The sequence below is a fragment of the Burkholderia sp. ABCPW 14 genome (assembly GCF_001523835.1).
GTDB classification, from domain to species: Bacteria; Pseudomonadota; Gammaproteobacteria; order Burkholderiales; family Burkholderiaceae; genus Burkholderia; species Burkholderia mayonis.
On the sequence record NZ_LOVS01000070.1, the window covers coordinates 51,665 to 77,151 of the forward strand.

Here is a 25,487-nt window from a genome sequence, read left to right on the forward strand (position 1 = left end):
CGTCAGCCCGCTCGCCGATAGCCTTCCGTCGCGCGCAGCAGCGTCCGCGTGTACTCGGTGCCGACGCGCGCCGCGCGCACGTCCTCGATCCCGAGCTGCTCGACCATCGCGCCGTCGCGCATCACCGCGACGCGGCTGCACAGGAAGCCGACGACCGCGAGATTGTGGCTGACGAGGATCATCGTCAGCCCGCGCTCGCGATGCAGCCGCTTCAGCAGATTCAGGATCTCCGCCTGCACCGATACGTCGAGCGCCGACGTCGGCTCGTCGAGCAGCAGCACGCGCGGCTCGACGATCAGCGCGCGCGCGATCGCGATGCGCTGCCGCTGCCCGCCCGATAGCTGATGCGGATAGCGAAAGCGGAACGCGGGGCCGAGCCCCACCTCGGCGAGCGCGCGGGCGATCCGTTCGTCCGCGTCCGGCAGCCGATGGATCGCGAGCGGTTCGCGCAGCGTCTCGTCGACGGTGAAGCGCGGATGCAGCGACGCGTAGGGGTCCTGAAACACCATCTGCACGTCGCGGCGGAACGCGCGATCGAGTTTGCCTTCGATCGCGCGCGCGTCGATCGACAGCGCGCCGCCCGCGAGCGGCACGAGGCCCGTGAGCGCGCGCAGCAGCGTCGACTTGCCGGAGCCGGATTCGCCGACGAGCCCGAACGCCTCGCCCGCGCCGACGGAGAGATTCGCGCCGCGCACCGCGTCGACGTGGCCGGTGCGGGTCGGAAAGCGGATCGACACGTCGCGGACTTCGATCATCGGTGCGCTTCTCATCGTGCGGCCTCCGTCAACCACGCCGGATCGCGCTCGAGCACCGGCAGTGCGTCGGGCGGATTCGAAAGCGGCGGCGTTGCGGCGAGCAGGCCGCGCGTATAGGGATGCGTCGCGTGGACGAGATCTCGCGCCGCGCATGCTTCGACGACGCGCCCCGCGTACATCACGGCGACGCGGTCGCAGAACGACATCACGAGCGGCAGGTCGTGGCTGATGAACACGAGGCCCGTGCGATGGCGCGCGATCATGTCGTCGAGCACCGCGAGCACCTGCATCGACACCGCGACGTCGAGCGCGGACGTCGGCTCGTCGGCGACCAGGAGACGCGGGCCTGTCGACACCATCATCGCGATCATCACGCGCTGGCCCATCCCGCCCGACAGCTCGTGCGGATAGGCATCGGCGACGCGCGCCGGATCGCGGATCTCGACCGCGGCGAGCGCATCGACGATCCGCTCGCGCAGCGCGCGGCCGCGCAGGCCGGGCTCGCGCAGCCGGAATGCCTCGGCCATCTGCTTGCCGACCGTCATCACCGGGTTTAGCGAATACTTCGGGTCCTGAAGAATCATGCCCATCGCACTGCCGCACAGCTTGCGCCGCTCGCGCGCGGAGAGCGTGAGCAGGTCGCGGCCGTCGAAGCGCAGCGCCCGCGCGCGCCATTGCGCGGCGGCGGGCAGCAGGCCGAGCAGCGCGCGACCGGTCAGCGATTTGCCGGAGCCGGATTCGCCGACGATGCCGAGCCGCTCGCCCGGCGCGAGCGTGAGCGACAGGTCGCGCACCGCTTCGACGAGCGTGCCGTCGTGCGTGCGAAAGCCGATCTGCAGTCCTTCGATCTCGCAGAGCGGCGGCGTGTCCGGGGAAATGGCGGAAGCAGCCATGTCAGGCTCCATGACGCGGATCGAAGACGTCGCGCAGACCGTCGCCGAGCAGGTTGAACGCGATGCTGACGACGAGAATCGCCGCGCCCGGCAGCGTCGCGACCCACCACGCATCGAGCAGCACGTTGCGGCCCGACGCGACCATGAAGCCCCATTCGGGGCTCGGCGGCTGCGCACCGAGCCCGAGAAAGCCGAGCCCCGCGACGGTCAGGACGATGCCCGCCATGTCGAGCGTCGCGCGCACGATCACCGACGACAGGCACAGCGGCACCACGTAGCGCAGCACGATCCGCAGGTCGGATGCGCCTTGCAGCCGCGCCGCGTGGATGAAGTCCGCGTTCGCGATGCGCAGCGTCTCCGCGCGCGCGAGCCGCGCGTACGCGGGCCACGCGGTGATCGAGATCGCGACCACCGCATTGACGACGCCCGGCCCGAGCGCCGCCGCGAACGCGAGCGCGAGCACGATCTTCGGGAACGCGAGCGCGATGTCGGTGATCCGCATCAGCGCGCTGTCGACGAGGCCGCCGCAGTAGCCGGCCGTCGTGCCGATCGCGAGCCCGATCGGCACGACGATCGCGACGACGAGGATCGCGATGCCGAGCGTGAGGCGCGAGCCGGCGATCAGACGCGAGAGGATGTCGCGGCCGAGCTGGTCGGTGCCGAGCCAGTGCGACGGCGAGCCGGGCGGCAGCAGCCGGTCGGCGAGCACCTGGCGCAGCGGATCGTGCGGCATGACGAGCGGCGCGACGAGCGCGACCGCGACGAGCGCGGCGAGGATCGCGAGCCCGAGCAGGTTCAGCGGATTGCCGGCGAAGCGCCGCCAGCGGCGGTACGCGAGGCCGAGCGTCGCCTGCCGGCGCGATGCGGGCGCGTCGCAGAGCAGCCACGCGCGCAGCGTCGGCGCGGCGGGGTTCGGGGTGGAGCGGTCGGGTGAAGCGTTCATGGAGAAATCGGTCGGGCGAGCGGGGCGCGCATCGCGTCAGCGGGCGCGCGGGTCGAACACGCGATAGAGCGCATCCGTCAGCAGATTGATCGTGATGAACATGATCCCGATCACGAGCGTGCAGCCGAGCACCGCGTTCATGTCGGCGTTCAGGAGCGCGCCCGTCAGATACGAGCCGATGCCGGGCCACGCGAACACGATCTCGGTCAGCACGGAGCCTTCGAGCAGGTTGCTGTATGTGAGCGCGATCACGGTCAGGAGCGGCACCGCGATGTTGCCGAACGCGTGCCGCCAGATCACGCGGCGCTCGGCGAGCCCCTTCGCGCGCGCGGTGACGATGTACTCCTGGCTGAGCTGGTCGAGCATGAACGAGCGCGTCATCCGGCTCAGGTACGCGACCGAGTAGTAGCCGAGGATCGCGGCGGGCAGCGCGATATGCGCGAACGCGTTGCGGAACACGTCCCATTCGCCGGCGAGCGCCGAATCGATCAGCAGGCTTCCCGTGCGCGTATCGACCATCCCGTCATAGACGGGATCGAGCCGTCCCGGCCCGGCGACCCAGTGCAGCCGCGCATAAAACAGCAGGAGCCCCATCAGTCCGAGCCAGAACACCGGCACCGAGTTGCCGATCAGGCCGACGAAGCGCGCGACGTGATCGATCGGCCGGTTGTGCTTCACGGCCGCCGCGACGCCGAGCGGCACGCCGAGCCCGATGCCGAGCAGCGTCGCGAGCGTGGCGAGCTCGAGCGTCGCGGGGAACACACGCATGATGTCGTCGAGCACCGGGTTCGACGTCAGCAGCGACATGCCGAGATTGCCGTGCAGCACGTCGCGCGCGTAGATCACGAATTGCGTCGCGAGCGGCTTGTCGAGCCCGAGCGCGATGCGCTCGGCCGCATAGGCTTCGGCCGACGCGCGGTCGCCGAGCACGGCGAGCACCGGGTCGATCGGCACCTTGCGGCCGATCACGAACGTGAGCGCGAGGAGCCCGGCGAACGTCACGGCGAGCGTGAGCGCCCAGCGCAGGATGCGCAGCGCCCAGCGCACGCCGGGCCGCCGCGCGGGCAGCGTGCGGAGCGCTTCGAGGGAGGTGGCGGGTGTCGACATGTTGCTAATCCGGTTATTGCGTCACTGCTTCTTCACATTGCGATACGACACGAGGTCGTTGATCGGGCCGACTTCGAGGCCGCTCACGCCGGGCCGCGTCGCGACCTGCGCGACTTTCTCGAACAGGATCACGAACGGCGATTTCGCGAGCACGTCCTTCTGCATCGCCTGATACAGCTGCGCGCGCTTCGCCGCCGACGGTTCCGCGAGCGCCGCGCCGGTTTGCGCGGTCAGTTGCGGAATGTTCCAGGCGTTGCGCCACGCGAGCATCTTGTAGCTGGACCGATCGGAATTATCCGGGTTCCATGCGAAGCCTTGCGCGTTGCTGTGCGGATCGATGTAATCCGCAGACCATTCGCCGATGTAGATGTCGTGCTGGCGCGCGCGATATTTCGCGAGCGTCTGCTTGTTGTCGCCCGGAATCAACTGCACCTTGACGCCCGCCTGCGCGAAGTTCGCCTGTACAGCCTGCGCGATCTCGGTGTACGGATAGTCGTTGCGCACATCCATCGTCACCGTGAAGCCGTTCGGCACGCCGGCCTTCGCGAGGAGCGCCTTCGCCTTCGCGACGTCGAGCTTGTACGGGTTCGCGTTCAGCGTGCCGAGGAAGCCTTCCGGCATGAACGTCTGATGAACCTTGTAGGTCGTCTTCACGACGTGGCTCTGAATTCCGCTGTAGTCGACGAGCCATTTCAGCGCCTCCTGAACTTCGGGCTTCGCGAGCGTCGGATTCTTCGTGTCGAGGCCGAGGTACAGCAGCGTCGCCTGCGGCGACGGCGCGACCTTCGCCTTGCCGCTTTTCGCGACGGCCGCGAGATCGTCGGGGCTGAGATCGCGCGCCGCGTCGATGTCGCCGCTCTCGAGCAGCAGGCGCTGGCTCGCCGCCTCCGGCACGTGCCGCAGCACGATCCGCTTCATCGCGAGCGGCAGCCGGTAGCCGTCGAAGCGCTGCAGCACGATGCTGTCGCCCGCCGTCCACTTGACGAGCCGGTACGCGCCGGAGCCCGCCTCGTGGGTTTTCAGCCAGCCGTTGCCGAAGTCGTTGCCCTGCTGGTGCGACAGCAGCAGCTGCTTGTCGGCGACCGACGCCGGCCACGAGCCGAGCACGTTCAGCACGAAGGTCGGCGCGTACTTGCGGTCGGTCGTCACCGAGACCGTCAGGTCGTCGATCTTCTTCACGTTCGCGAGCGCGTTCGCCTTCGTGAGGCCGATGCCCGCGAGCACCGCGGCCGGCCCCTTGTCGAGCAGCACGGCGCGCTGGATCGACCACGCGACATCGTCGGCCGTGAGCGGGTTGCCCGAATGGAACTTGAGGCCCGTGCGCAGCTTGAACGTGAACGTGAGGCCGTCGGAGCTCACGGTCCACGACTGCGCGACGTCGCCGTTGAACTTCGACGGATCGGCGAGATCGACGCGCACGAGCCGGTCGTAGGTGTTCGCGACATATTCTTCGGGCACCAGTTCGTAGATTTCGCCCGGATCGAGCGAGATGAATTCGTCGAGCAGCGTGGCCATCACGAACATGTCTTTCGGCGTCGCCGCGTGGGCATCGAGGGCCGGGGCGGCCCCGAGCACGGAAGCGGCGGCAAGCGCCGAGACGAGCTTGGGCATCGGGAGTTTCATACGCGCTCCATGGGGCTGGGATTCGGCGTGAAGGCCGTGGCTCGGGCTTCGGCCCGGTTGCGGGGCAGGCGTGGCGAGCCTGTCGCGTGCGGCGCGGGCGGGCGTCACATCAGCCGCCACGATCCGCTCGCCGCGTTGTCGATTGGCGGGAATGCGCGCGAGCCGGGCAGCTCGTAATGCCACCACTCTTCAGGAATGTGCATGAAGCCCGCCGCGTGCATCACGCCGAGCAGCAGCAGCCGGTTGCGCTGCACGGACTCGGGCAGGCCGTCGTGAAAATGGCGCGACGCCGTCACCATCTCGTCGAAACCCGTACCCATGTCGAGCGCGGTGCCGTGCGCGTCGACGAGCGTCAGGTCGAGCGCGGTGCCGCGGCTGTGATTCGAGCCGAGGCCGAGGTCGGCGACGAAGTTCCGGTCGGTCGCGTAGACGATGTCGATGTCGACGTCGTGCGTGCGAGGCGTGATTTCGACGAGGTGCGGATGCGTCATCGGATGCGGTATCACGGTTCGAATTGATCGAGCTCGCGCTGCAACTCGCGGTTGCGCGCGATGCGCGCGTCGATCGCATCGCCGAGCCGGTCGACGACCGCGCTGATCAGCAGGTTGAACAGGCACGTGAGCGGCGCGAGCGAATCCCGGAACTGGCCGACGTCGGTCTTCACCTGCAGCAGGTCGCACGGCAGCTCGCGCGCCCACGGGCAGTAGACGTCGGTGACGAGCGCGAAGCGCACGCCCCGCGCGACGGCCGCGTCGCAATAACGGCGCGCGATTCGCGAGTACGCGCGCGTGTCGGTGACGATGCAGTACGGATCGGCGAATTCGGCGTTCAGCGAATCGACATACGAGCCCGACATCCCATCCGAATAGAACACGCGCGGCCGCAGATATTCGAGGTAGCTGTGGAACGCGTTGCTGATCCCGCGCGTCGACTGGATGCCGAGGATGAACACCGCGTCCGCCCGCGCGACGCGGTCCGCCACTTGCGCGAACGCCGGCGTGCTCGCGAGCCGGTACACGTGGCGAATCGCGTCGAACTCGCGCGCGAGCGCGTCGTCGAGCGGGCCGGGTGCGCCGTCCGGCGCGGCCTCGTCGCTTGCCGGCGCGAATGCGCTCGTCACGCGGCGGTATTCGTCGAGGCGATCGGTGATCATCCACGGCCGCTCGGTCGCGCCGCGCAACTCGCGCTTCAGGTCGTCGAGATTGCGGTAGCCGACGCTGCGCAGGAAGCGCCCGACCGAGATGCCGCTCGTGCCGGCCTGCCGCGCGATCTGGTCGGCGGTTTCGAGGCCGAGCCGGTCGAGGTTCGCGAGCATGTAGCTCGCGATGCGCTTCGCCGTGGGCGTCAGTTCGGCAAAGCGGGCTTCGACGGTCTGGGCGAAGGCGGGAGGCATGGACGCGTGTGTTAATGGATTGTCGTGGGTGATGAAGTTGTCATCCATCTAACAAGGCCAAAATACGGCGTGCCACATCAAAATAACTATCAAACTCAACTATTCATAGCGCTTCGTTATTTAAGACTTATATTTTTTTGCGCGGTGAATCGCGGCTGAAGTATTGCGCGGATGTTTTTGTTCGTGTCTTATTTCGATCGCATTACAGAACATTACATTGAAATGAAAATCACCGTCTGTTTAATCGCTTGTTCCAAACAAAACAAGCGAGCGGGCGATGCCGGTTCGGCGACGCGCACCATTGGCCGTGGGCGTGCGCCAAGCCGGAACTGCGCTGCCACGGCGACGAGGCCGATCGCCGGGAGACGGACATGCGTGCGAAGAGTGTGAGGCAGGGCGATTGAGCTGCCAATAATAAAAGGAGAAAAATCAATGATCCATATTGGAAGGACGAATAAATCGGAATACGAGGAGAATCTCAATGGCCCGGCGTGAATATCCGAGAACGATGAAGCGCGCAGGGTCGAAGCTGCTGGTTCCGGTGGTCGTCGCGGCCGCAGCCGCGGTCGCGGCCCGCCCCGGATGGGCGCAGACCGCGCCCGTCGCGCCATACCAGGACCCGGGCCGGCGAGGCGACCCGGCGAGCTGGCGCACGCCGGAATTCACGAACGCATGGGGGCTCGGCGCGATGCACGCCGAGTATGCGTATGCGGCCGGCTATACCGGCGCGAACGTCTCGATCGGCGTGCTGGACTCCGGCTACTATGCGCAGCATCCGGAACTGCCCGACAGCCGGTTCATTCCGGTGACGGCGGCGGGCGTATCGGGCGTGCTGAACGCGAGCAACAACAGTCACGGCACGCTCGTGAGCGGCGTCGTCGGCGGGGCGCGGGACGGCGTCGGCATGCACGGCGTCGCGCCGGACGCGAAGGTGTTCGTCGGCAACACGAACGCGACGGACGGCTTGCGGTTCGGCGTGTCCGATCCGATGTTTCCCGCGTCGGATGCGGAGTATTTCGCCGAGGTCTACGACGCGCTCGCCGCGAAGGGCGTGCGCATCATCAGCAATAGCTGGGGCTCGCAGCCGGTCGACGAAAACTACAGCACGCCGAAGAACGTCGCCGACGCGTACAAGCTGCACGAGGCGGTGCGCATCCGCACCGGCCAGGGCACATGGCTCGACGCGGCCGCCAAGGTGTCGCGCGACGGCGTGATCAACAACTTCAGCGCGGGCAACACCGGCTACGACAACGCCAGCCTGCGCGGCTCGTACGCGTACTTCCATCCGGAGCTCGAAGGGCACTGGATGACGACGACGGGCTACGATCAGTTGAGCGGCCAGGTCTACAACAAGTGCGGGATCGCGAAGTGGTGGTGCGTGATGGCGCCGACCGGCGTGCCGTCCACGTCGTACTCCGGCAGCTCGTCGGCGCCGACGGGCGCGACCTATGCGAACTTCAACGGTACGTCGGCGGCCGCGCCGCACGCGTCGGCCGCGCTCGCGCTGATCATGGAGCGGTTCCCGTACATGACGAGCGAGCAGGCGCTGTCCTTGATGTTCACGACGGCGCAGAACATGGAGCCGGACCCGAGCCGGCCGGACTACACCAACAACGGGCTGTTCTCGACCGTGCATCCGGCGAAGCCGGGCGCGTCGAACGTGCCGAACACGTTCGGCGGCTGGGGGCTCGTCGACCTGAGAAAGGCGATGAACGGTCCGGGCCAGTTGCTCGGCACATTCGATGCGGCGCTGCCGTCGGGCGTCGCGGACGTGTGGTCGAACGATATTTCCGATGTCGCGCTCGCCGCGCGCAAGCTGGACGACGACGCCGAGCACCGGGCGTGGCTCGATACGCTGAAGACGAATGGCTGGGAGCGCGGGCTGCCCGCCGGCGCGAGCGACGGCGACAGGATCGACTATGCGGTCGGCGCCGCGCGCGAGGCGGCCTATCAGGCGCGCGAGTATCAGGGCAGCCTCGTGAAGTCGGGCGGCGGCACGCTGACGCTTGCCGGCGCGAACACCTATCGCGGGCTGACGACGGTCGACGGCGGCGAGCTGAGGATCGACGGCTCGATCGCGGCGGGCGCAGTGGTCAATCCGGCGGGGCGGCTCACGGTGAACGGCCGCGCGGCCGACATCGCCGTCAACGGCGGCGTCGCGACGATCGCGGGAACGAGCGCGAATCTGTCGGTGGACCGGCAGGGCACGGCGGCCGTCACCGGCACGACGGCGGACGTGCGGGTGGCGAGCGGTTTTGCGTCGCTTGGCGGAACGAGCGGCAATGTCGCGGTCGGCGTGCTCGGCGTCGCGGCGATCACGGGCCGGACGGCCGATGTGACGGTCGACGGTGGCCGCGCGTCGCTAGACGGCGCGAGCGGCCGCGTGTCGGTCGGCAACGGCGGCGTCGTGAACGGCAACGGCACGGTGCGCACGCTCACCGCGACGGCCAACGGCACCGTCGCGCCCGGGCATTCGGTCGGCGCGCTGACTGTGTCGGGCGACGTGCGCTTCGCGCAGGGTTCGATCTATGCGGTCGAGGTGTCGCCGAGCGGCGCGAGCGACCGGATCGATGCCGGCGGCCAGGCGCGGATCGAGGGCGGCGCGGTGACGCTCGCGCTCGAGAACGCGCCGCCTCCGCTCACGCCCGACCAGTCGCGCTCGGTGCTGGGCCAGCGCTTCGAGATCCTGAACGCGGCGGGCGGCGTTGAAGGCAGGTTCGATACGCCGGGCGGCTATCTGTTCGTCAACCCGGTGCTGGCCTATGGCCCGACGAACGTGAGCCTGACGATCGATCGCAATGCGACGCCATTCGCGAGCGTCGCGCGCACCGACAACGAGCGCAGCGTCGCCGATGCGCTGGAAACGGTGAATCCGGGCAGCGCGGTCTACAACAGCGTGCTGTTCGCGGCTTCGGCGCAGGCGCCGCAGGCGACGCTCGCGCAACTGACGGGCGAGATCTACCCGGCGGCCTACGCGGCGCTCATCAACGAGAGCCGGCAGGTGCGCGACGCGGTGCTCGACCGCTTGTGGACGGTGCGCGGCGCGCCGGGCCGGCCCGGCGCGTGGGCGCGGCTGCTCGGCTCGTGGGGCAGCGCGAGCGGAAGCGGCGACGTCGACGGCTACACGAGCTCGACGGGCGGCTTTCTCGCCGGCGCGGACGCCGCCGTGCGCGACGGCCTCCGGGCGGGCGGCTTCGCCGGCTACAGTCACACTGGTGTGCACTTGAAGGATCAGCCGTCGTGCGCATCGTTCGACAGCTTCCACCTCGGCGCGTATGCGGGCTGGCAGCCCGGCGCGCTCGGCGTGCGCGTTGGCGCCGTGCATGCATGGCATCGCGGCGGAGTCGATCGCGCGGTGCAATACGGTGCGGCCGCCGAAAGCGAGACGACCACGCTGAACGCGGAAACGACGCAGGCCTTCGGCGAGACCGGCTATCAGTTCACACTCGGTGTCGCCGCGACGGTCGAGCCGTTCGGCCGCATCGCGTACGTGCATCTGAAGAACCACGGGACGACCGAAACCGGCGGCGCCGCGGCGCTGCGCGTGCAGGAAGGCAATCATGACGTGACGTTCTCGACGCTCGGCGTGCGCGGCGAGACGCGGCTGGGCCTCACGCCCCGGCTGCAACTGACGCTGCAAGGCAGCGCGGGTTGGCAGCATGCGCTGACGGGCGGGCAGCCGGTTGGCTCGCTCGCGTTCGCGACGGGGAGCAGCGTGTTTTCGGTGTCGAGCGTGCCGGCGGCGAAGGATGCGGCGGTGCTGAACCTGAGCGCCGCGCTCGAGCTCGGCAGGAACGGGCGGCTGAGTGTCGGTTACTCGGGATCGCTAGCGAGCCGTCAGTCGGATCATGCGGTGCAAGGCAGTCTGCACTGGAAGTTCTGACGGGCGCGCGGGGCGCGGATCGGACAACGGCCGCGCCCCGCGCGTCGCGTGCGTGGCCGTTGCGGCAACGCGGGTGGCGCATCGGGCCGTCATCGACATTCACGGGGACAACGATGGATATTTCATCCCGGCCGGGCGCGTCCGGCGCCTGGCAGGACATCACGATCATCGACGATCTGCTGCCGCCGCGCGAGCACGCGGAAATCTACCGATTCCTGTCGACGGGCCAATGGAGCCACGGCTGGCGCTCGCACAACGGCGCGGGGACGCAGCCGTTCTGGAATCGGCATTTTGCGGGCGCGACGGACCCTGCTCGATCCCGCGTCGGGCCGGGCGCGGGCGACGAACTGGCGCGTGCCGCGCCACCGTTGCATGCATGCTGGCAACGACTGGCGCAGACCCATCTGAAGCAGCACGAACTGCAGAGCTGCTACGCGAACGGCCTTCCTTACGGCGTCGACGGCTCGGTGCATACGGATTCGCTCGCGACGGGCGCGTGCACGGCGGTGTATTACCCGCACGAGCACTGGAATGCCGATTGGGGCGGCGAGACGATACTCTTCAACAAGGACCGCAGCGACATCCTGTCCGCGGTGTATCCGAAGCCGAACCGGCTGCTGATTTTTCCGGGCTTCGTCTATCACGTTGCGCGCGGCGTGTCGCGCGCCTGCCCGACGATGCGGATCACGCTGATGTTCAAGACGCAATGGCTGTCGTGACGGGCGGGTGTCGGTGCGCACGGGCGGCGTAAGATCGCCGCGGCCGATGCATACGCCGATCTCCGCCGGCCGCGATTTCGGAAGAGACTGCGAATGACGAGCCGGCCGACGATCACGGCGCCGAGACGAAGCGCGGCGCCGTGATCGTGCAAGCCCGAGCCCAAGCCCGAGCCCGAGCGAACGCCGGCGTCGTCACTTCTTCAGCGTCTGGTACGACACGAGATCGTTGATCGGCCCGATCTCCGGGCCTGTCACGCCCGGTCGCGTGGCGACCTGCACGACCTTCTCGAACATGATCACGAACGGCGAATTCGCGAGCACCGCTTTTTGCAGCGCCTGATACTGCTGCGCGCGCTTCGCGGTCGACGGCTCGGCGAGCGCCGCGTCGGTCTGCGCGGTGAGCTGCGGTACGTCCCAGCCGTTGCGCCACGCGAGCAGCTTGTGCTTCGCGTTGTCCGAATTGTCAGGATTCCATGCGAAGCCGCGCGCGTTGCTGTTCGGGTCCATGTAGTCGGGCGACCATTCGCCGATGAAGATATCGTGCTGGCGCGCGCGGTACTTGCCGATCGCCTGCTTCGCGTCGCCCGGAATCAGCTTCACCTTGATCCCGCCTTGCGCGAAGTTCGCCTGCAGCGCCTGCGCGATCTCGATGTATGGGTAGTCGTTCGGCATGTCCATCGACACCGAGAAGCCGTTCGGCAGCCCGGCTTTCGCGAGGAGCGCCTTCGCCTTCTCGACGTTCTGCTTGTACGGATTCGCGTTCAGCGCGCCGAGGAAGCCGTCCGGCAGGAAGGTCTGATGGACCTTGTACGTCGTCCTGACGATGTTGCGCTGGATGCCGTCGTAGTCGACGAGCCACTTCATCGCTTCTTGCACCTCGGGTTTCGCGAGATTCGGATTCTTCGTGTTCAGGCTCAGGTACAGCAGCGCGGACACGGGCCACGACGCGACCTTGATCTTGCCCGCCTTCGACAGCGCATCGAGGCTGTCGGGGCTCAGGTTGCGGGCGGCGTCGACGTCGCCGTTCTCGAGCAAGAGGCGCTGCGCGGACGCTTCGGGCACGTGCCGCAGCACGATGCGCTTCATCGGATACGGCGTGCGGTAGCCGTCAAAGCGTTGCAGCACGAGGCTCTCGTTCGGCGTCCACTTGACGAGCCGGTACGGGCCGGAGCCCGCGTCGGCGTTCTTCAGCCAGCCGTTGCCGAAATCGCCGTTCTTCTCGTGCGGCAGCAGCAGCTTCTTGTCGACGATCGACGCCGGATCGGCGCTCAGCACGTTCAGCACGAAGCTCGGCGCGTACTTGCGGTCGGTTTCGATCGATACGGTCATGTCGTCGATCTTCTTCACCTTTCGCGCGACGTTGTCCTTCGTGAGGCCCAGGTCCGCGAGCACGCCGGCCGGCCCCTTGTCGAGCAGCACCGTGCGCTGCAACGACCACGCGACGTCGTCGGCCGTCACCGGATTGCCCGAGTGGAACTTGAGGCCGGGGCGCAGCTTGAACGTGTAGGTCGCGCCGTCGGCGCCGACGCTCCACCACTGCGCGATCCGGCCTTCGAACTTCGACGGATCGCGCAGATCGACGCGTACGAGCCGCTCATAGGCGTTCGCGACGTATTCGGACGGGACGAGCTCGTAGATCTCGCTCGGATCGAGCGTCGTGAATTCGCCGAGCTGCGTCGCGATCACGAAGATGCCGGGCGGGGTGGCGGCGTGCGCGGGGAATGCGGGCGCCAGCGCAATGAGCGCGGCGCTCGCCGCGAGCTTGGACAGCAAGTGCTTCATCGAGACTCCGTCGGAAAGGGTGTCGAGCCCATTCTCTCATTGCCGGGCGCGTTTCAGAAACCTCGGCCGGCGCGGCGCGCCGCCGCGCCGCCGCAAAACGCGCCGCGCCGGCACGCGAATATTACAAACTTAAAGTAAATCAGATTAATTCATCGATTCATCTTAACAAGTCATTTAATTTTTTTGATTACTTGTATTTAACTTGCGTGGCGGGATGATCGATTTATTGAAAATCAAATCGATATTTCGCGAAAGTCATTATTTTGAGAAACGATAGAAGAGGCAAACATGACAAACCTGTCCCGACGCAAGATGCTCGCCAATACGGCCGGCGCGCTCGCCGCCGCCGGCATCGCCGTTTCCGCGAAGGCTGCTTCGTTCGGCAATCCGGATAGTCCGCCCGAAGGCGCGGTGAATGCGCGCAATCCGCAGAGCCTGACCGACCCCGGCCCGAAAAACCGGGCGTTGATGAACGAATTTCCGTCTTTTCAGAGCCCGCCGGCAACCGATATTAACGGGATGCCGATTTTCTGGGCGTCGTTCAATAATTCGCACAAGCGCATTCAGGACGGCGGCTGGGCACGCGAAGTCACCCAGGACGATTTCGCGATTTCCGAAACGATTGCCGGCGTCAACATGCGCTTGACGCGCGGCGGCATTCGCGAGATGCACTGGCACCAGCAGGCCGAATGGGCGTTCATGCTCGACGGCCGCTGCCGGATCACCGTGCTCGACGAGCAAGGGCGGTCGTCCGTGCAGGACGTGAAGGCGGGCGATCTGTGGTACTTCCCGCCGGGGCTGCCGCATTCGCTGCAGGGGCTCGGCGTCGACGGCGCCGAATTCCTGCTCGCGTTCGACAACGGGCGCGCGTCCGAATTCAACACGCTGCTGGTGACGGACTGGATCGCCCACACGCCGCCCGACGTGCTCGCGCTGAACTTCGGCGTGCCCGCCGAAGCGTTCAGGAACATTCCGCTCGACAACCTGTGGATTTTCCAGGGCGACGATCCGGGGGCGCTCGCGGATGCGCAGCGGGCGTCGGCGTCGTCGCGCGGCGCGCCGACGCATCCGTTCATCTTCTCGATGGGGGACATGAAGCCGACCGTGAAGACGCGCGGCGGCGAAGTGCGGATCGTCGACAGCACGACTTTCGACGTGTCGAAGACGGTCGCGGCCGCGCTCGTCACGGTGAAGCCGGGCGGCATGCGCGAGCTGCACTGGCACCCGAACGCGGACGAATGGCAGTACTACATCCGGGGCCAGGCGCGGATGACGGTGTTCGACACCGGCCCGAAGGCGCAGACGGCGGATTTCCGCGCGGGCGACGTCGGCTACGTGAAGAAGAGCCTCGGCCACTACGTGCAGAACACGGGCAATACCGATCTCGTGTTCCTCGAGATTTTCAAGGCTGACCGCTACGCGGAGGTGTCGTTGTCCGACTGGCTCGCGCACACGCCGCCGAAGCTCGTCGAAGCGCACCTGAACGTCGCGCCCGACGTGATCGCGCGCTTTCCGCGCAACCGGCCGGACGTGGTGCCGGCGTAATCGCGCGGCGGGCGAGCGGCCGAAACGGTCACGGCGGCGGCCGCCGCCCGGCCGCGCGGCCGGCGGGCGTTCCGGCTTGCCGCGCCGCGCATTCAGAAACACTCCGAACCATTCAGAACTCGAACGGACACACACCATGCTTTCCTCCACCACGATAAGCAAATCCGCTGGCGATTTCGCGCTGGCCGGCGAGGCGACGTCGCGCACCGTCCGCGCGGCGCGCGACGCGCTCGAAGGGCGCCGCAAGGGCGTCGCGGCCGCGCTGCCGTTCGTCGGGCCGGCCGTGATCGCGTCGATCGGCTACATGGACCCCGGCAACTTTGCGACCAATATCCAGGCGGGCGCCGCGTACGGCTACGCGCTGCTGTGGGTCGTGCTGGCCGCGAACGTGATCGCGATGGTGTTCCAGGCGATGTCGGCGAAGCTCGGCATCGTGACGGGCCGCAACCTCGCCGAGCTGTGCCGCGAGCATTTTCCGCTGCCCGTCGTCTGGGGGATGTGGGCGGCGTCGGAGATCGCCGCGATGGCGACCGACCTCGCCGAATTCCTGGGCGGCGCGCTCGCGTTCGGACTGCTGTTCCATTTGCCGCTCATCGTCGGGATGGGCGCGACGGCCGTGCTGACCTGCGCGATCCTCACGCTCGAAAAGCGCGGCTTCCGGCCGCTCGAAGCGGCGATCGCGGCGTTGGTCGGCGTGATCGGCGCGAGCTATCTCGGCGAACTGCTGATCGCGCCGCAGGACTGGCATGCGGCCGCCTACCATCTCGTCGTGCCGCACTTGCGCGACCGCGCGGCGCTCACGCTCGCGGTCGGCATCATCGGCGCGACGATCATGCCGCACACGCTCTATCTGCACTCGGGCCTCACGCAGCAGCGCACGACGCCGCGCGACGACCGCGAGCGCCGGCTGCTGCTGCGCTTCTCGAACCGCGAGGTGACGGTCGCGCTCGGCGTCGCCGGCTTCGTGAACATCGCGATGGTGATGATGGCGTCGTCGGCGTTCCACGAGACGATGCCGGGAATGGCCGACATCGGCGACGCGTATCACACGCTGATTCCGCTGCTCGGACCGGCGGCGGGCGCGCTCTTTCTCGTCGCGCTGCTCGCGTCGGGCGTGTCGAGCTCGGTCGTCGGCACGCTCGCCGGGCAGGTCGTGATGCAGGGCTTCCTGCGCCGCCGTGTGCCGATCTGGGTGCGGCGGCTCGTGACGATCGCGCCCGCGTTCGCGATCGTCGCGCTCGGTTGCGACGTCACGCGCGCGATGGTGCTGAGCCAGGTCGTGCTGAGCCTCGTGCTGCCGCTGCCGATGGTCGCGCTGCTGCGGCTGTCGAGCCGGCGCGCGGTGCTCGGCGATTATGCGCTGCGCATGCCGATGGTCGTCGCGGCGAGCGCGGCGGCGGCCGCGATCGTCGCGTTGAACGTGTATCTGATCTGGGCGGCGTTCGATTGAACGAAGGCGTGACGGACGGCGAGCGGCGCATGCGGCACCCGGCGCGTGGTGCGGAAAAGACATCGGTCGCCGCACCGCCGCCGTCACGACAGCCGATAGCTCGGCCCGGCGGGCACTTCATCCGGCAGCGGCACGCCGGCCAATTCGAGCAGCGAGCGCTCGATCTGCCGCGCCAGCGCATCGAGCGCGAGATGGTTCGGCCCGTCGCCGAACGGATCGGCGATTTCGTCGGCGATCGCATCGAGCGCGATCAGCGTGTACGACACGAACACCGCGACGAACGGCGTCGCGATGCCGATCGAATCGACGAGCCCGAACGGCAGCATCACGCAGTACGCGTAGACGGTCCGGTGCAGCAGCACGTGATACGGAAACGGAATCGGCGTCGACGCGATCCGCTCACAGCCCGCGAGCTTCGCGCCGAGCTCGTTGACCTGCGCGTCGAGCATCCAGAGCTGCGTGCCGGTCAGCGCGCCGCCGCGATGCCGCTCGGCGAGCCGCCCGCGCAGCGCGTGCAGGATCGCGACCGGCCGATATTGCGCGGCCGCGACGGGCGCGATCCAGTCGGCGGGCAGGCAGCGGCGCAGGTCGTCCGCCGGATCGGTGCCGCGCAACTGGTGCTTGAGCGCGTACACGAAGCCCGCCGTCGCGCGCGCGAACGCGGCGCCGTCGGCTGTCGCGTCGTAGCTGAGCGCCTGCGACGTCAGCGCGCGCGCCGCCGTCAGCACGCCGCCCCACAGCTTGCGCGCCTCCCAGTAGCGGTCGTAGCTCGCGTTGTTGCGGAACGCGGCGAAGATCGCAAGCGCGAGGCCCGCGAGCGTGAACGGCGTCGGGTTGAGCGGTACCTTCTCGCCGAGAATGCGGCCGTCCGTCAGCAGCGCGACGACGCTCACGGCGCTCATCAGCGCGAGCTGCGGCAGAATCGATTGGAGCACCGAACCGTCCCAGACGAACAGCATCCGGAACCAGTGCTCGCGCGGTCTGACGATCATACGGTCACCGTGTCATGCCGCTTGCCGCGCATCGGCTGCGGACCGATGCATCAGCACCGGAATCGACTTCGACGTCGGCGTGTTGCAGACGTCGCCGACGCTGTCGAGCGGCACGAGCGGATTCGTCTCCGGGTAGTACGCGCCGAGGCAGCCGCGCGGAATGTCGTACGCGACGAGCAGGAACCCGTGGACGCGCCGCTCGATCCCGTCGTCCCACACCGTTTCGAGATCGACGCGCTCACCCGCTTCGAAGCCGAGCATCGCGAGGTCGGCCGCGTTCGCGAACACGACGCGCCGCTGGCCGAACACGCCGCGATAGCGGTCGTCGAGCGCGTAGATCGTCGTGTTGTACTGATCGTGCGAGCGCGTCGTCATCAGCGTCATCAGCCGCTCGCCGTAGCGCGCGCGGGCGCGCTGGATCGGCGAGTCGACGGGCAGCGCGTGAACGATGAAGTTCGCCTTGCCGGTCGGCGTGAGCCATTCGCGCTCGCGCGACGCGATCCGCATGTGGAAGCCGCCCGGCTGCGCTATCCGCGCGTTGTAATCGTCGAAGCCTTCGATGCTCGCCTCGATCGCGTCGCGGATCTTCGCGTAGTCGTTCATGTAGCCGAGCCAGTCGATTTCGCCGCTGCCGAAGAGCGCATGCCCGAGCCGCGCGACGATCGCGGTCTCCGACAGCAGGCGCGGCGACGCCGGCTTGTTCATTCCGTACGACACGTGAACCATGCACATCGAATCCTCGACCGTCACGCCCTGCGCGACGCCGTTCTGCAGATCGATCTCGGTGCGGCCGAGCGTCGGCAGGATCAGCGCTTCGCGGCCGTGCACGAGGTGGCTGCGGTTCAGCTTCGTCGTGATGTGGACGGTCAGGCCGCAATTGCGCAGGCCCTGCCACGTGCGCGGCGTGTCGGGCGTCGCCATCGCGAAGTTGCCGCCGAGACCGATGAACACGCCGATGCGGCCGTCGAGCATCGCTTCGATCGTCTCGACGACGTCGTAGCCGTGGCCGCGCGGCGGCGCGAAGCCGAACGCCTGGCCGAGCCGGTCGAGGAACGCGTCGGACGGCTTCTCCTCGATGCCGACCGTGCGGTTGCCCTGCACGTTCGAATGCCCGCGCACGGGGCAGAGGCCCGCGCCGGGGCGGCCGATGTTGCCGCGCATCATCATCAGGTTCGACAGCATGTGCACGGTCGCAACCGAGTGCTTGTGCTGCGTGATGCCCATTCCCCACGTCGCGATCACGCGCTCGCCGCGCACGTAGACTTGCGCGAGCGCGTCGATCTGCTCGTGCGACACGCCGCTTTCCGCGGTCAGCGCGGCCCAGCTTTCCGCGCGCAGATCGGACGCGAACGCGTCGAAGCCGGCCGTATGCCCGGCGATGAAGTCGACGTCGAGCACGCGTGCGTCGCCGCGCTCGCGCGCCGCGTCGTCGAGCTCGACCACGCGCTTCGCGACGCCCTTGATCAGCGCGAAATCGCCGCCGACGGCCGGCTGCACGAACATCGACGCGATCGGCGTGCTCGACATCGTCAGCATCTCGGCCGGGTGCTGCGGGCTCGCGAAGCGTTCGAGCCCGCGCTCCTTCAGCGGATTGATCGACACGATCGTCGCGCCGCGCTTCGCGCATTCGCGCAACTCGCCCATCATCCGCGGATGGTTCGTCGCCGGATTCTGGCCGAAGATCAGCAGCGTGTCGGCCGCTTCGAAATCGTCGAGCGTGACGGTGCCCTTGCCGACGCCGACCGTGGCCGGCAGCCCGCGACTCGTCGCCTCGTGGCACATGTTCGAGCAGTCGGGGAAGTTGTTCGTGCCGTAGTAGCGCACGAGCAACTGATACAGGAACGCGGCCTCGTTGCTCGCGCGGCCCGACGTGTAGAACGCCGCGCGGTCCGGATCGCCGAGCGCGCGCAGATGCCGCGCGATCAGCTCGAACGCGGCGTCCCACGCGATCGGCACGTAGCGATCGGTTGCCGCGTCGTAGACCATCGGATCGGTGAGGCGCCCGTGCTGCTCGAGCGCGTAGTCGGACTGTTCGAGGAGCGACGCGACCGTGTGCTCGGCGAAGAACGCGGGCGTCACGCGCTTCGCGGTCGCCTCGGCGGCGACGGCTTTCACGCCGTTCTCGCAGAATTCGAACGTCGACGCGTGCTGGCGATCGGGCCACGCGCAGCCGGGGCAGTCGAAGCCGTCCGGCTGGTTCTGGCGCAGCAGCGCGCGGTAGTTGCCGCCCGATACCTTTTCCTTGAACAGGTTGATCGCGACGTACTTGAGTGCGCCCCAGCCGCCCGCCGGATGGGCGTACGGTTCGATGCGCGCATCGGGTTGCTTGGTTTTCATGTCTTGAAGAGTCTGAGCGCCGGTTGGGGACGGCGATGCAACGAAGCGTACGCGCTCGGCGGCGTGGGCCGGGAGCACACCTCGCCGGAAAGAAAAAGGGTACAGTTCGCATTTATGGTGCGCTGCGTCAAGAAACTGTACTCTTATGTATCGACAAACGGACAATCGAGGCACACGGTGAAGCGCTACGAACAGCTCGCGGACGACATCGAGGCGATGATCCGGCGCGGCGTCTACCGGCCGGGCGAGCGGATTCCGTCGGTGCGGCAGGCGAGCCGCCAGCACCGGCTCAGCGTCACGACCGTCGTGCGCGCGTATCTGGTACTCGAGAGCCGCGGCGCGATCGACAGCCGGCCGCAGTCCGGCTATTTCGTGCGCGCGCGGCAGGACGCGCCGGAGCTGGAACTGCATGCGTCGACGCCCGTCGCGGTGTCGTCGGCCGTCGACGTGAGCCGGCTCGTGCTGTCGACGCTGCGCTCGATCGCGCGCGACGACGCGGTGCCGCTCGGCTCGCCGTATCCGGATGCGACGCCGTTTCCCGCGCAGCGGATCGCGCGGCACGCGCAGGCGATCGCGCGGCGGCGCACGCGCTGGGGCGTGATCGACGACCTGCCGCCCGGCAATCCGGAGCTGATCCGGCAGATCGCGCGCCGCTATCTGGAGGGCGGCGTCGCGGTCGATCCGGACGAGATCGTCGTGACGATCGGCGCGACCGAAGCGATCAATCTGTGCCTGCAGGCGGTCGCGAAGGCGGGCGACACGATCGCGGTCGAATCGCCGACGTTTTATGCGATGCTCCACGCGATCGAGCGGCTCGGGATGCGCGCGATCGAGGTGGCGACGCATCCGGGCGAGGGAATCGATATCGATGCGCTCGCCCGGATCCTCGCGAGCGAGCGCATTGCTGCGTGCATGGTGATGCCGAACTTCCAGAATCCGCTCGGCTTCCTGATGCCGGACGAGCGCAAGCGCGCGCTCGTCGAGCTGCTCGCGCGGCACGACGTGCCGGCGATCGAGAACGACGTCTATCACGAGCTTTACTATGGCGCCGCGCAGCCGAGCACGCTGAAGGCGTTCGATTCGCGCGGGCTCGTGCTGCATTGCGCGTCGTTTTCGAAGAGCCTGTCGCCCGCGTACCGGATCGGCTGGGCGATGCCGGGGCGCTACCGCGATCAGGTCGAAAAGCTCAAGTTCCTGAACACGCTCGCGACGCCCGCGATCGACCAGCTCGCGATCGCCGAGTATCTGAAGCACGACGGCTACGATCATCATCTGCGGCGGATTCGCAAGCTCTATGCGCAGCAGGCGAGCATGATGGTGGCGATGGTGCGGCGCTTCTTTCCGGACGGCACGCGGCTGTCGCAGCCGCGCGGCGGCTACGTGCTGTGGGTCGAGCTGCCGGGCGGCGCCGATGCGATGGAACTGTACCGGCTCGCGCTCGCGCAGAAGATCACGCTCGGGCCGGGGCACATGTTCTCGACGACGGGCGCATATCGGCGCTTCATCCGGCTCAATTACAGCTATCCGTGGTCCCGGCAGATCGAGGAGGCGGTGAAGACGCTCGGCCGGTTGGCGGCGGTGTGTGCAAAGAGATGACGGGTAGGGCGATGCGCGGTGCGCGCCCGACCGACGAGAGGACGGGACGATGATGAAAGCGGATCACGGCGAACGGAACGAGCGGGGCGAACGGAACGAACCGGCGGAGGCAGACGGACGGATCGCGGTCTCGCATGACGACGACGGGCTCGATCCGGCGATCGTCGCGGTGCTGCTGCGATTGCGCGATGCGGCTGTCGAAGCGCGCGGCGCGCCGTGGTCGCTCGCGAAGCTCGGCAAACGCGCGCACGTGCCGATGAGCACGCTGCGGCGCACGTTGACGCAGCTCGATGCGGCCGGCTTGACCGAGACGGTCCTGCGCGACGACGGCACGGGTCGCGCGATGCTGACGGCGCAGGGGCTGGAATTGTGCGATGCGCTTTTCGGCGATGCTGCCGCGGCGTGCGGCGACGCCTGACGCAACCGCGCGCGTGCGAATCGGCGACACGCATGCGGGCACGATTCGACAGGCGGCGCAAACAAGAGCGGGGCGGTCACGGACGGACCGCCCCGCCGTCATGCAGCAATGACCCGGCTTACCACCGCGCCGAGATCCCCGCCATCAACGAATGATCGTAAATCTGATCGTTGAGCCCGCGCCGATAGCCGATGTCGAGATCGAGCCAGCCGCGCGGCGAGTAGATCGCGCCCGCGATCACGTATGCCGGATTCGCGCCGGCGCCGCGCTCGGGATTGCGCGAGATCCCGACGTCGATGCCGAGCCGCAGTTTGTCCGTCGCGCGATAGATCGCCGCGCCGGACGCCTGCCAGATCGACGTCAGGCCGTCCTGGCGATTCGGCTGGTACATCAGGCCCGCATTGGCGAGCAGTTGCACGCGTGCGATGTCGTACTGCGCGAGCAGCATCGCGCCCGCGTTCACGCGGCCGTTGCCGAGGCCGCGCGCGTCGTCGCCGGCCGGCATCGTGACGCGCGGCTTCACGGCGATGCTGAACGGCCCGCGTTCCAGCACGCGCCATTTCGCGCCGATTTCGATGTCGCCGAAGCCCGAGCCCTGTTCGTCGGCGCGTGTCTGCACGTGCGTGTACGGCGCCTGCACGTACAGGTCGACGCGCTCGCCGAAGCCGCGCGTGAGCGTCGCGTTCCAGAGCTGTTGGCGGCCGATGTCGGGCTGCTTCGACGTGCGCTCGACATTCATTTCGTACTGCCAGCTACCGTCGCCTTGCGTGTTGGTGTCGTCGGACGTGAACGGGTGGTCGGCTTGCGCGCCGGAGGGCGCGAAAAGGGCGCCCGCGGCTGCGAGCGGAAGCATTCTTTTCATATCGTCACCTTCGATGAAACGAGCGGCCGGCGCGCGCGCCGCGCGCGGCCGGATGCGAGAGGGATGCGTCGCTTTAGAACCACTGTTTGTAGCGACGGACGTAGAGCGTCTTCACGATCTGCGCGAGCATGATGTAGCCCGCCATCGTCGCGACGAGCCACAGCCAGTAGCTGCCGGGCAGATGGATGAAGCCGAGCGCTTCGGCGAACGGCGAGAACGGCAGCCAGCAGCCGATCGCGATCGCGATCGTCGTCGACATCAGCACGGGCAGCGACGCGGTGCTCTGCAGGAACGGGATCTTCTGCGTGCGCAGCAGATGGACGACGATCGTCTGCGACACGAGGCTCTCGACGAACCAGCCGGAGTTCATCACGAGCTGGCCGCCCGCGCCGCCTTGCGCGTGGTACAGCGCGCCCGCGCCGAACACGGTCCACATCAGCACGTACGTCGTGATGTCGAACACCGACGACGTCGGCCCGACCCACAGCATGAAGCGGCCGATGTTCTTCGCTTCCCACTTGCGCGGCTTCTTCAGGAATTCGGGGTCCATCTTGTCCCACGGCAGCAGCATCTGCGACGTGTCGTAGACGAGGTTCAGCACGAGCATCTGCACGGCGAGCATCGGCTCCCACGGCAGGAACGCGCTCGCGACGAGCACCGAGAACACGTTGCCGAAGTTCGAGCTCGCGGTCATGTTCAGGTACTTGAGGATGTTGCCGAACGTCTCGCGGCCCTTGATCACGCCTTCTTCGAGCACCATCAGGCTCTTCTCGAGCAGGATGATGTCGGCGGTCTCCTTCGCGATGTCCGCGCCGCTGTCGACCGAGATGCCGACATCGGCATCGCGCAGCGCGGGCGCGTCGTTGATCCCGTCGCCGAGGAAGCCGACCGTGTGGCCGTTCGCCTGCAGCGCCTTCACGATCCGCGCCTTCTGCAGCGGCGTGAGCTTCGCGAACACGGTGGTGCGCTCGACCGCCTTTTCGAGCGCCGCATCGTCGAGCGCTTCGACTTCGGTTCCGAGGAGCGGCTTGCCGGGCTCGAGGCCGACTTGCCGGCACACGTTCAGCGTGACGGTCGGGTTGTCGCCCGTCAGCACCTTGACCGCGACGCCGTTCTCGCGCAGCGCGGCGAGCGCCGGCGCGGCGGATTCCTTCGGCGGATCGAGGAACGTCAGGAAGCCGCGCACGACGAGGTCGCGCTCGTCGGCCGTCCGGTATTGCTCGCGCTCGTCGCCGCGCGGGATCGAGCGCGTCGCGACGATCAGCACGCGGAAGCCGTCTTCGTTGTACGCGTTCGCCTGCGTGAGAAGCCGCTTGCGCTCGACGAAATCGAGCGGGCGCACGCCTTCGTTATCCTGAACGTGCGTCGACACCGCGAGCATCTCCTCGACCGCGCCCTTGCAGACGAGCAGATGCGCGCCGCGCGGGTCCTCGACGACGACGGACAGGCGCCGCCGCACGAAATCGAACGGCAGTTCGTCGATCTTGCGATAGCCCTGCGGCTTGATCCATTCGCCAAGCTGATTCGCACGATTGACGATCGCGATGTCGATCAGATTCTTCTGGCCGCTCTGGTGGAAGCTGTTCAGCCAGCCGAGGCGCAGCACGTCCTCGTTCTTGCGGCCGGACACGTCGAGGTGATGCTCGAGGATGATCTTGTCCTGCGTGAGCGTGCCCGTCTTGTCGGTGCAGAGCACGTCCATCGCGCCGAAGTTCTGGACCGCGTTCAGCCGCTTGACGACGACCTTGCGCCGCGCCATCGCGACCGCGCCGCGCGCGAGGTTCGCGCTGACGATCATCGGCAGCATCTCGGGCGTCAGGCCGACTGCGACGGCGAGTGCGAACGTCAGCGCGCTCAGCCAGTCGCCCTTTGTGAGGCCGTTGATCATGAAGACGACCGGCACCATCACGAGCATGAAACGGATCAGCAGCCAGCTGACGCTCGACACGCCGCGATCGAAGCTCGTCTCGACCCGCTTGTGGCTGACGACGTTCTTCGCGAGCGCGCCGAAATACGTGCCGGCGCCCGTCGCGACGACGACCGCGGTCGCCGTCCCGCTGACGACGTTGGTGCCCATGAAGCATGCGTTCGCGAGATCGAGCAGCGAACCGTCGTGGCCGGCGTCGCCGCTGCCGCTGCCGTTCGCCGGCTCGGCGGATTTCTGCGCGACGGCGCCGAGCGTGTCGTACTTCTCGACGGGCAGCGCTTCGCCCGTCAGCACCGCCTGGCTGATGAAGAGATCGCGCGACGAAATCAGCCGCACGTCCGCGGGGATCATGTCGCCCGCGGACAGATGCACGATGTCGCCGACGACGACGTCGCGCATCGGCACGTCGTGCTTGATCGGCGCGCTCGCGTCGTCGGTGCGGCGCTGCACGGTCGCCGTCGTGCGCACCATCGCCTTCAGCTTCTCGGCGGCGCGCAGCGAGCGGAATTCCTGCACGAAGCGCAGCAGCACGCTGATCGTGATCATCGCGAGCAGGATCGTGATCTTGACGTAGTCGCGATCGTCCGGCTCGGCGAAGTAGACGTCGGTGAGGAAGCTGATCGAGGCGAGCACGAGCAGCACGTAGACGAACGGGTTGTTGAACGACGTCAGCAGCTGCCGGCTCCAGTGCGGCGGCTTGTCGTGCGCGATTTCGTTCGGGCCGTCGCGCAGCAGGCGATCCTCGGCGTCGGATGTCGTGAGGCCGCGCTCGCTCGTGCGCAGGTTGTCGAGCGTGTCGGCGAGCGGTTGCGCGGATTCGTATTCGATGCGCATCGGGCGGCGATCGTCGCCGTCGCCCCGTGCGCCGTAATGGAGGAACCCGCGTTGCTTGTTCTTTGAAGGAGTGCGTTGTGTCATCGGACGCTCCGTGTGTCGCGCGCGGCGAGCGGGGAGCGTCGTCGTTATCGATGGACGAGCGTCTCCCGCCGCTTCGCGTCGCGCGCGTTCGGCTGAATGAGTGAAAAATCGGGGTCGCTCGCCGGCGCAGCCGACGCGGCGCATGCGCCGCTCGGCGTGACGCCGGCGAGCGGTAATCGGCTACTGTCGTCTGCTTCCATCTGGACTCCTGTCGATCGTCGGCCGGACACGCTAAGGCATCCGGAATGAAGGGTGCGCATCACGGGTCGATGCGAAAGCGATGCATGCGCGAGCGGCACGCGAGCGCATGCGCACGCATGGCGCGGGCCGCGTATGGCGAGAAC

At 67.8% G+C, this 25,487-nt stretch carries 18 protein-coding genes; 6 read left to right on the plus strand and 12 right to left on the minus strand.

The genetic code is table 11. The annotated features are described in order from the left end of the window. Positions 1 to 2: 2 nt before the first annotated feature. The 7 genes from WS62_RS10170 to sapR all read right to left on the minus strand — a co-directional run bounded on the left by WS62_RS10170 (position 3) and on the right by sapR (position 6,714). On the minus strand, positions 3 to 770 hold the full coding sequence (locus tag WS62_RS10170; RefSeq protein WP_082720844.1) for an ABC transporter ATP-binding protein: 768 nt from the start codon (positions 768 to 770) through the stop codon (positions 3 to 5). Beyond that, the gene (locus WS62_RS10175; protein WP_066570729.1) at positions 767 to 1,648 is read right to left on the minus strand and encodes an ABC transporter ATP-binding protein; all 882 of its coding nucleotides are present in this window, start codon (positions 1,646 to 1,648) and stop codon (positions 767 to 769) included. The genes WS62_RS10170 and WS62_RS10175 overlap by 4 nt, the downstream gene beginning before the upstream one ends. Position 1,649: 1 nt before the next feature. After that, positions 1,650 to 2,591 carry a nickel transporter permease gene (gene nikC / locus WS62_RS10180; RefSeq protein WP_066570730.1) on the minus strand — a complete coding sequence of 314 codons (942 nt, stop codon included), beginning with the start codon at positions 2,589 to 2,591 and terminating at the stop codon, positions 1,650 to 1,652. 36 nt (positions 2,592 to 2,627) lie between these two features. After that, entirely contained in the window at positions 2,628 to 3,698 is a 1,071-nt protein-coding gene (locus tag WS62_RS10185) for an ABC transporter permease (protein ID WP_066570731.1), read from the minus strand. Between the two features lie 21 nt (positions 3,699 to 3,719). Continuing rightward, complete coding sequence (locus WS62_RS10190; protein ID WP_066570732.1) at positions 3,720 to 5,321, minus strand: ABC transporter substrate-binding protein; 1,602 nt, start codon at positions 5,319 to 5,321, stop codon at positions 3,720 to 3,722. 104 nt (positions 5,322 to 5,425) lie between these two features. Further along, complete coding sequence (locus tag WS62_RS10195; protein WP_066570733.1) at positions 5,426 to 5,812, minus strand: M15 family metallopeptidase; 387 nt, start codon at positions 5,810 to 5,812, stop codon at positions 5,426 to 5,428. 11 nt (positions 5,813 to 5,823) lie between these two features. Beyond that, on the minus strand, positions 5,824 to 6,714 hold the full coding sequence (gene sapR / locus WS62_RS10200; protein WP_066570734.1) for a sap1 transcriptional regulator SapR: 891 nt from the start codon (positions 6,712 to 6,714) through the stop codon (positions 5,824 to 5,826). A 481-nt stretch (positions 6,715 to 7,195) separates the two neighbouring features. Between sapR and WS62_RS10205 the strand changes: the two genes are divergently transcribed. Both WS62_RS10205 and WS62_RS10210 read left to right on the plus strand, forming a co-directional pair. Then, positions 7,196 to 10,597, plus strand: coding sequence for an autotransporter domain-containing protein (locus WS62_RS10205; protein WP_082720845.1), 3,402 nt, complete (start codon positions 7,196 to 7,198; stop codon positions 10,595 to 10,597). Between the two features lie 113 nt (positions 10,598 to 10,710). Further along, positions 10,711 to 11,316, plus strand: a complete 606-nt coding sequence (locus WS62_RS10210; protein ID WP_066570735.1) for a 2OG-Fe(II) oxygenase — start codon at positions 10,711 to 10,713, stop codon at positions 11,314 to 11,316. A gap of 192 nt (positions 11,317 to 11,508) precedes the next feature. Here the strand turns inward: WS62_RS10210 and WS62_RS10215 are convergent, their stop codons facing one another. Continuing rightward, a complete protein-coding gene (locus tag WS62_RS10215) occupies positions 11,509 to 13,098 on the minus strand; it encodes an ABC transporter substrate-binding protein (protein WP_066570736.1) in 1,590 nt (529 codons plus the stop codon). Between the two features lie 288 nt (positions 13,099 to 13,386). Between WS62_RS10215 and WS62_RS10220 the strand changes: the two genes are divergently transcribed. After that, entirely contained in the window at positions 13,387 to 14,643 is a 1,257-nt protein-coding gene (locus tag WS62_RS10220; protein WP_066570737.1) for an oxalate decarboxylase family bicupin, read from the plus strand. Positions 14,644 to 14,779: 136 nt separating this feature from the next. After that, on the plus strand, positions 14,780 to 16,093 hold the full coding sequence (locus tag WS62_RS10225; RefSeq protein WP_066570738.1) for an Nramp family divalent metal transporter: 1,314 nt from the start codon (positions 14,780 to 14,782) through the stop codon (positions 16,091 to 16,093). Between the two features lie 83 nt (positions 16,094 to 16,176). On the opposite strand, the gene WS62_RS10230 is transcribed toward WS62_RS10225, so the two are convergent. Both WS62_RS10230 and WS62_RS10235 read right to left on the minus strand, forming a co-directional pair. Further along, complete coding sequence (locus WS62_RS10230; protein ID WP_066570739.1) at positions 16,177 to 17,085, minus strand: bestrophin family protein; 909 nt, start codon at positions 17,083 to 17,085, stop codon at positions 16,177 to 16,179. A gap of 12 nt (positions 17,086 to 17,097) precedes the next feature. Beyond that, entirely contained in the window at positions 17,098 to 19,422 is a 2,325-nt protein-coding gene (locus WS62_RS10235) for an FdhF/YdeP family oxidoreductase (RefSeq protein ID WP_066570740.1), read from the minus strand. A gap of 177 nt (positions 19,423 to 19,599) precedes the next feature. Here WS62_RS10235 and WS62_RS10240 point away from each other — a divergent pair, with 177 nt between their 5' ends. Continuing rightward, a complete protein-coding gene (locus tag WS62_RS10240) occupies positions 19,600 to 21,018 on the plus strand; it encodes an aminotransferase-like domain-containing protein (protein ID WP_066570741.1) in 1,419 nt (472 codons plus the stop codon). Between the two features lie 52 nt (positions 21,019 to 21,070). Then, positions 21,071 to 21,436, plus strand: a complete 366-nt coding sequence (locus WS62_RS10245; RefSeq protein ID WP_066570801.1) for a DNA-binding protein — start codon at positions 21,071 to 21,073, stop codon at positions 21,434 to 21,436. 118 nt (positions 21,437 to 21,554) lie between these two features. Here the strand turns inward: WS62_RS10245 and WS62_RS10250 are convergent, their stop codons facing one another. Further along, a complete protein-coding gene (locus WS62_RS10250) occupies positions 21,555 to 22,298 on the minus strand; it encodes a transporter (RefSeq protein ID WP_066570742.1) in 744 nt (247 codons plus the stop codon). A 73-nt stretch (positions 22,299 to 22,371) separates the two neighbouring features. Further along, on the minus strand, positions 22,372 to 25,143 hold the full coding sequence (gene mgtA / locus WS62_RS10255) for a magnesium-translocating P-type ATPase (RefSeq protein WP_066570743.1): 2,772 nt from the start codon (positions 25,141 to 25,143) through the stop codon (positions 22,372 to 22,374). Positions 25,144 to 25,487: the final 344 nt, after the last annotated feature.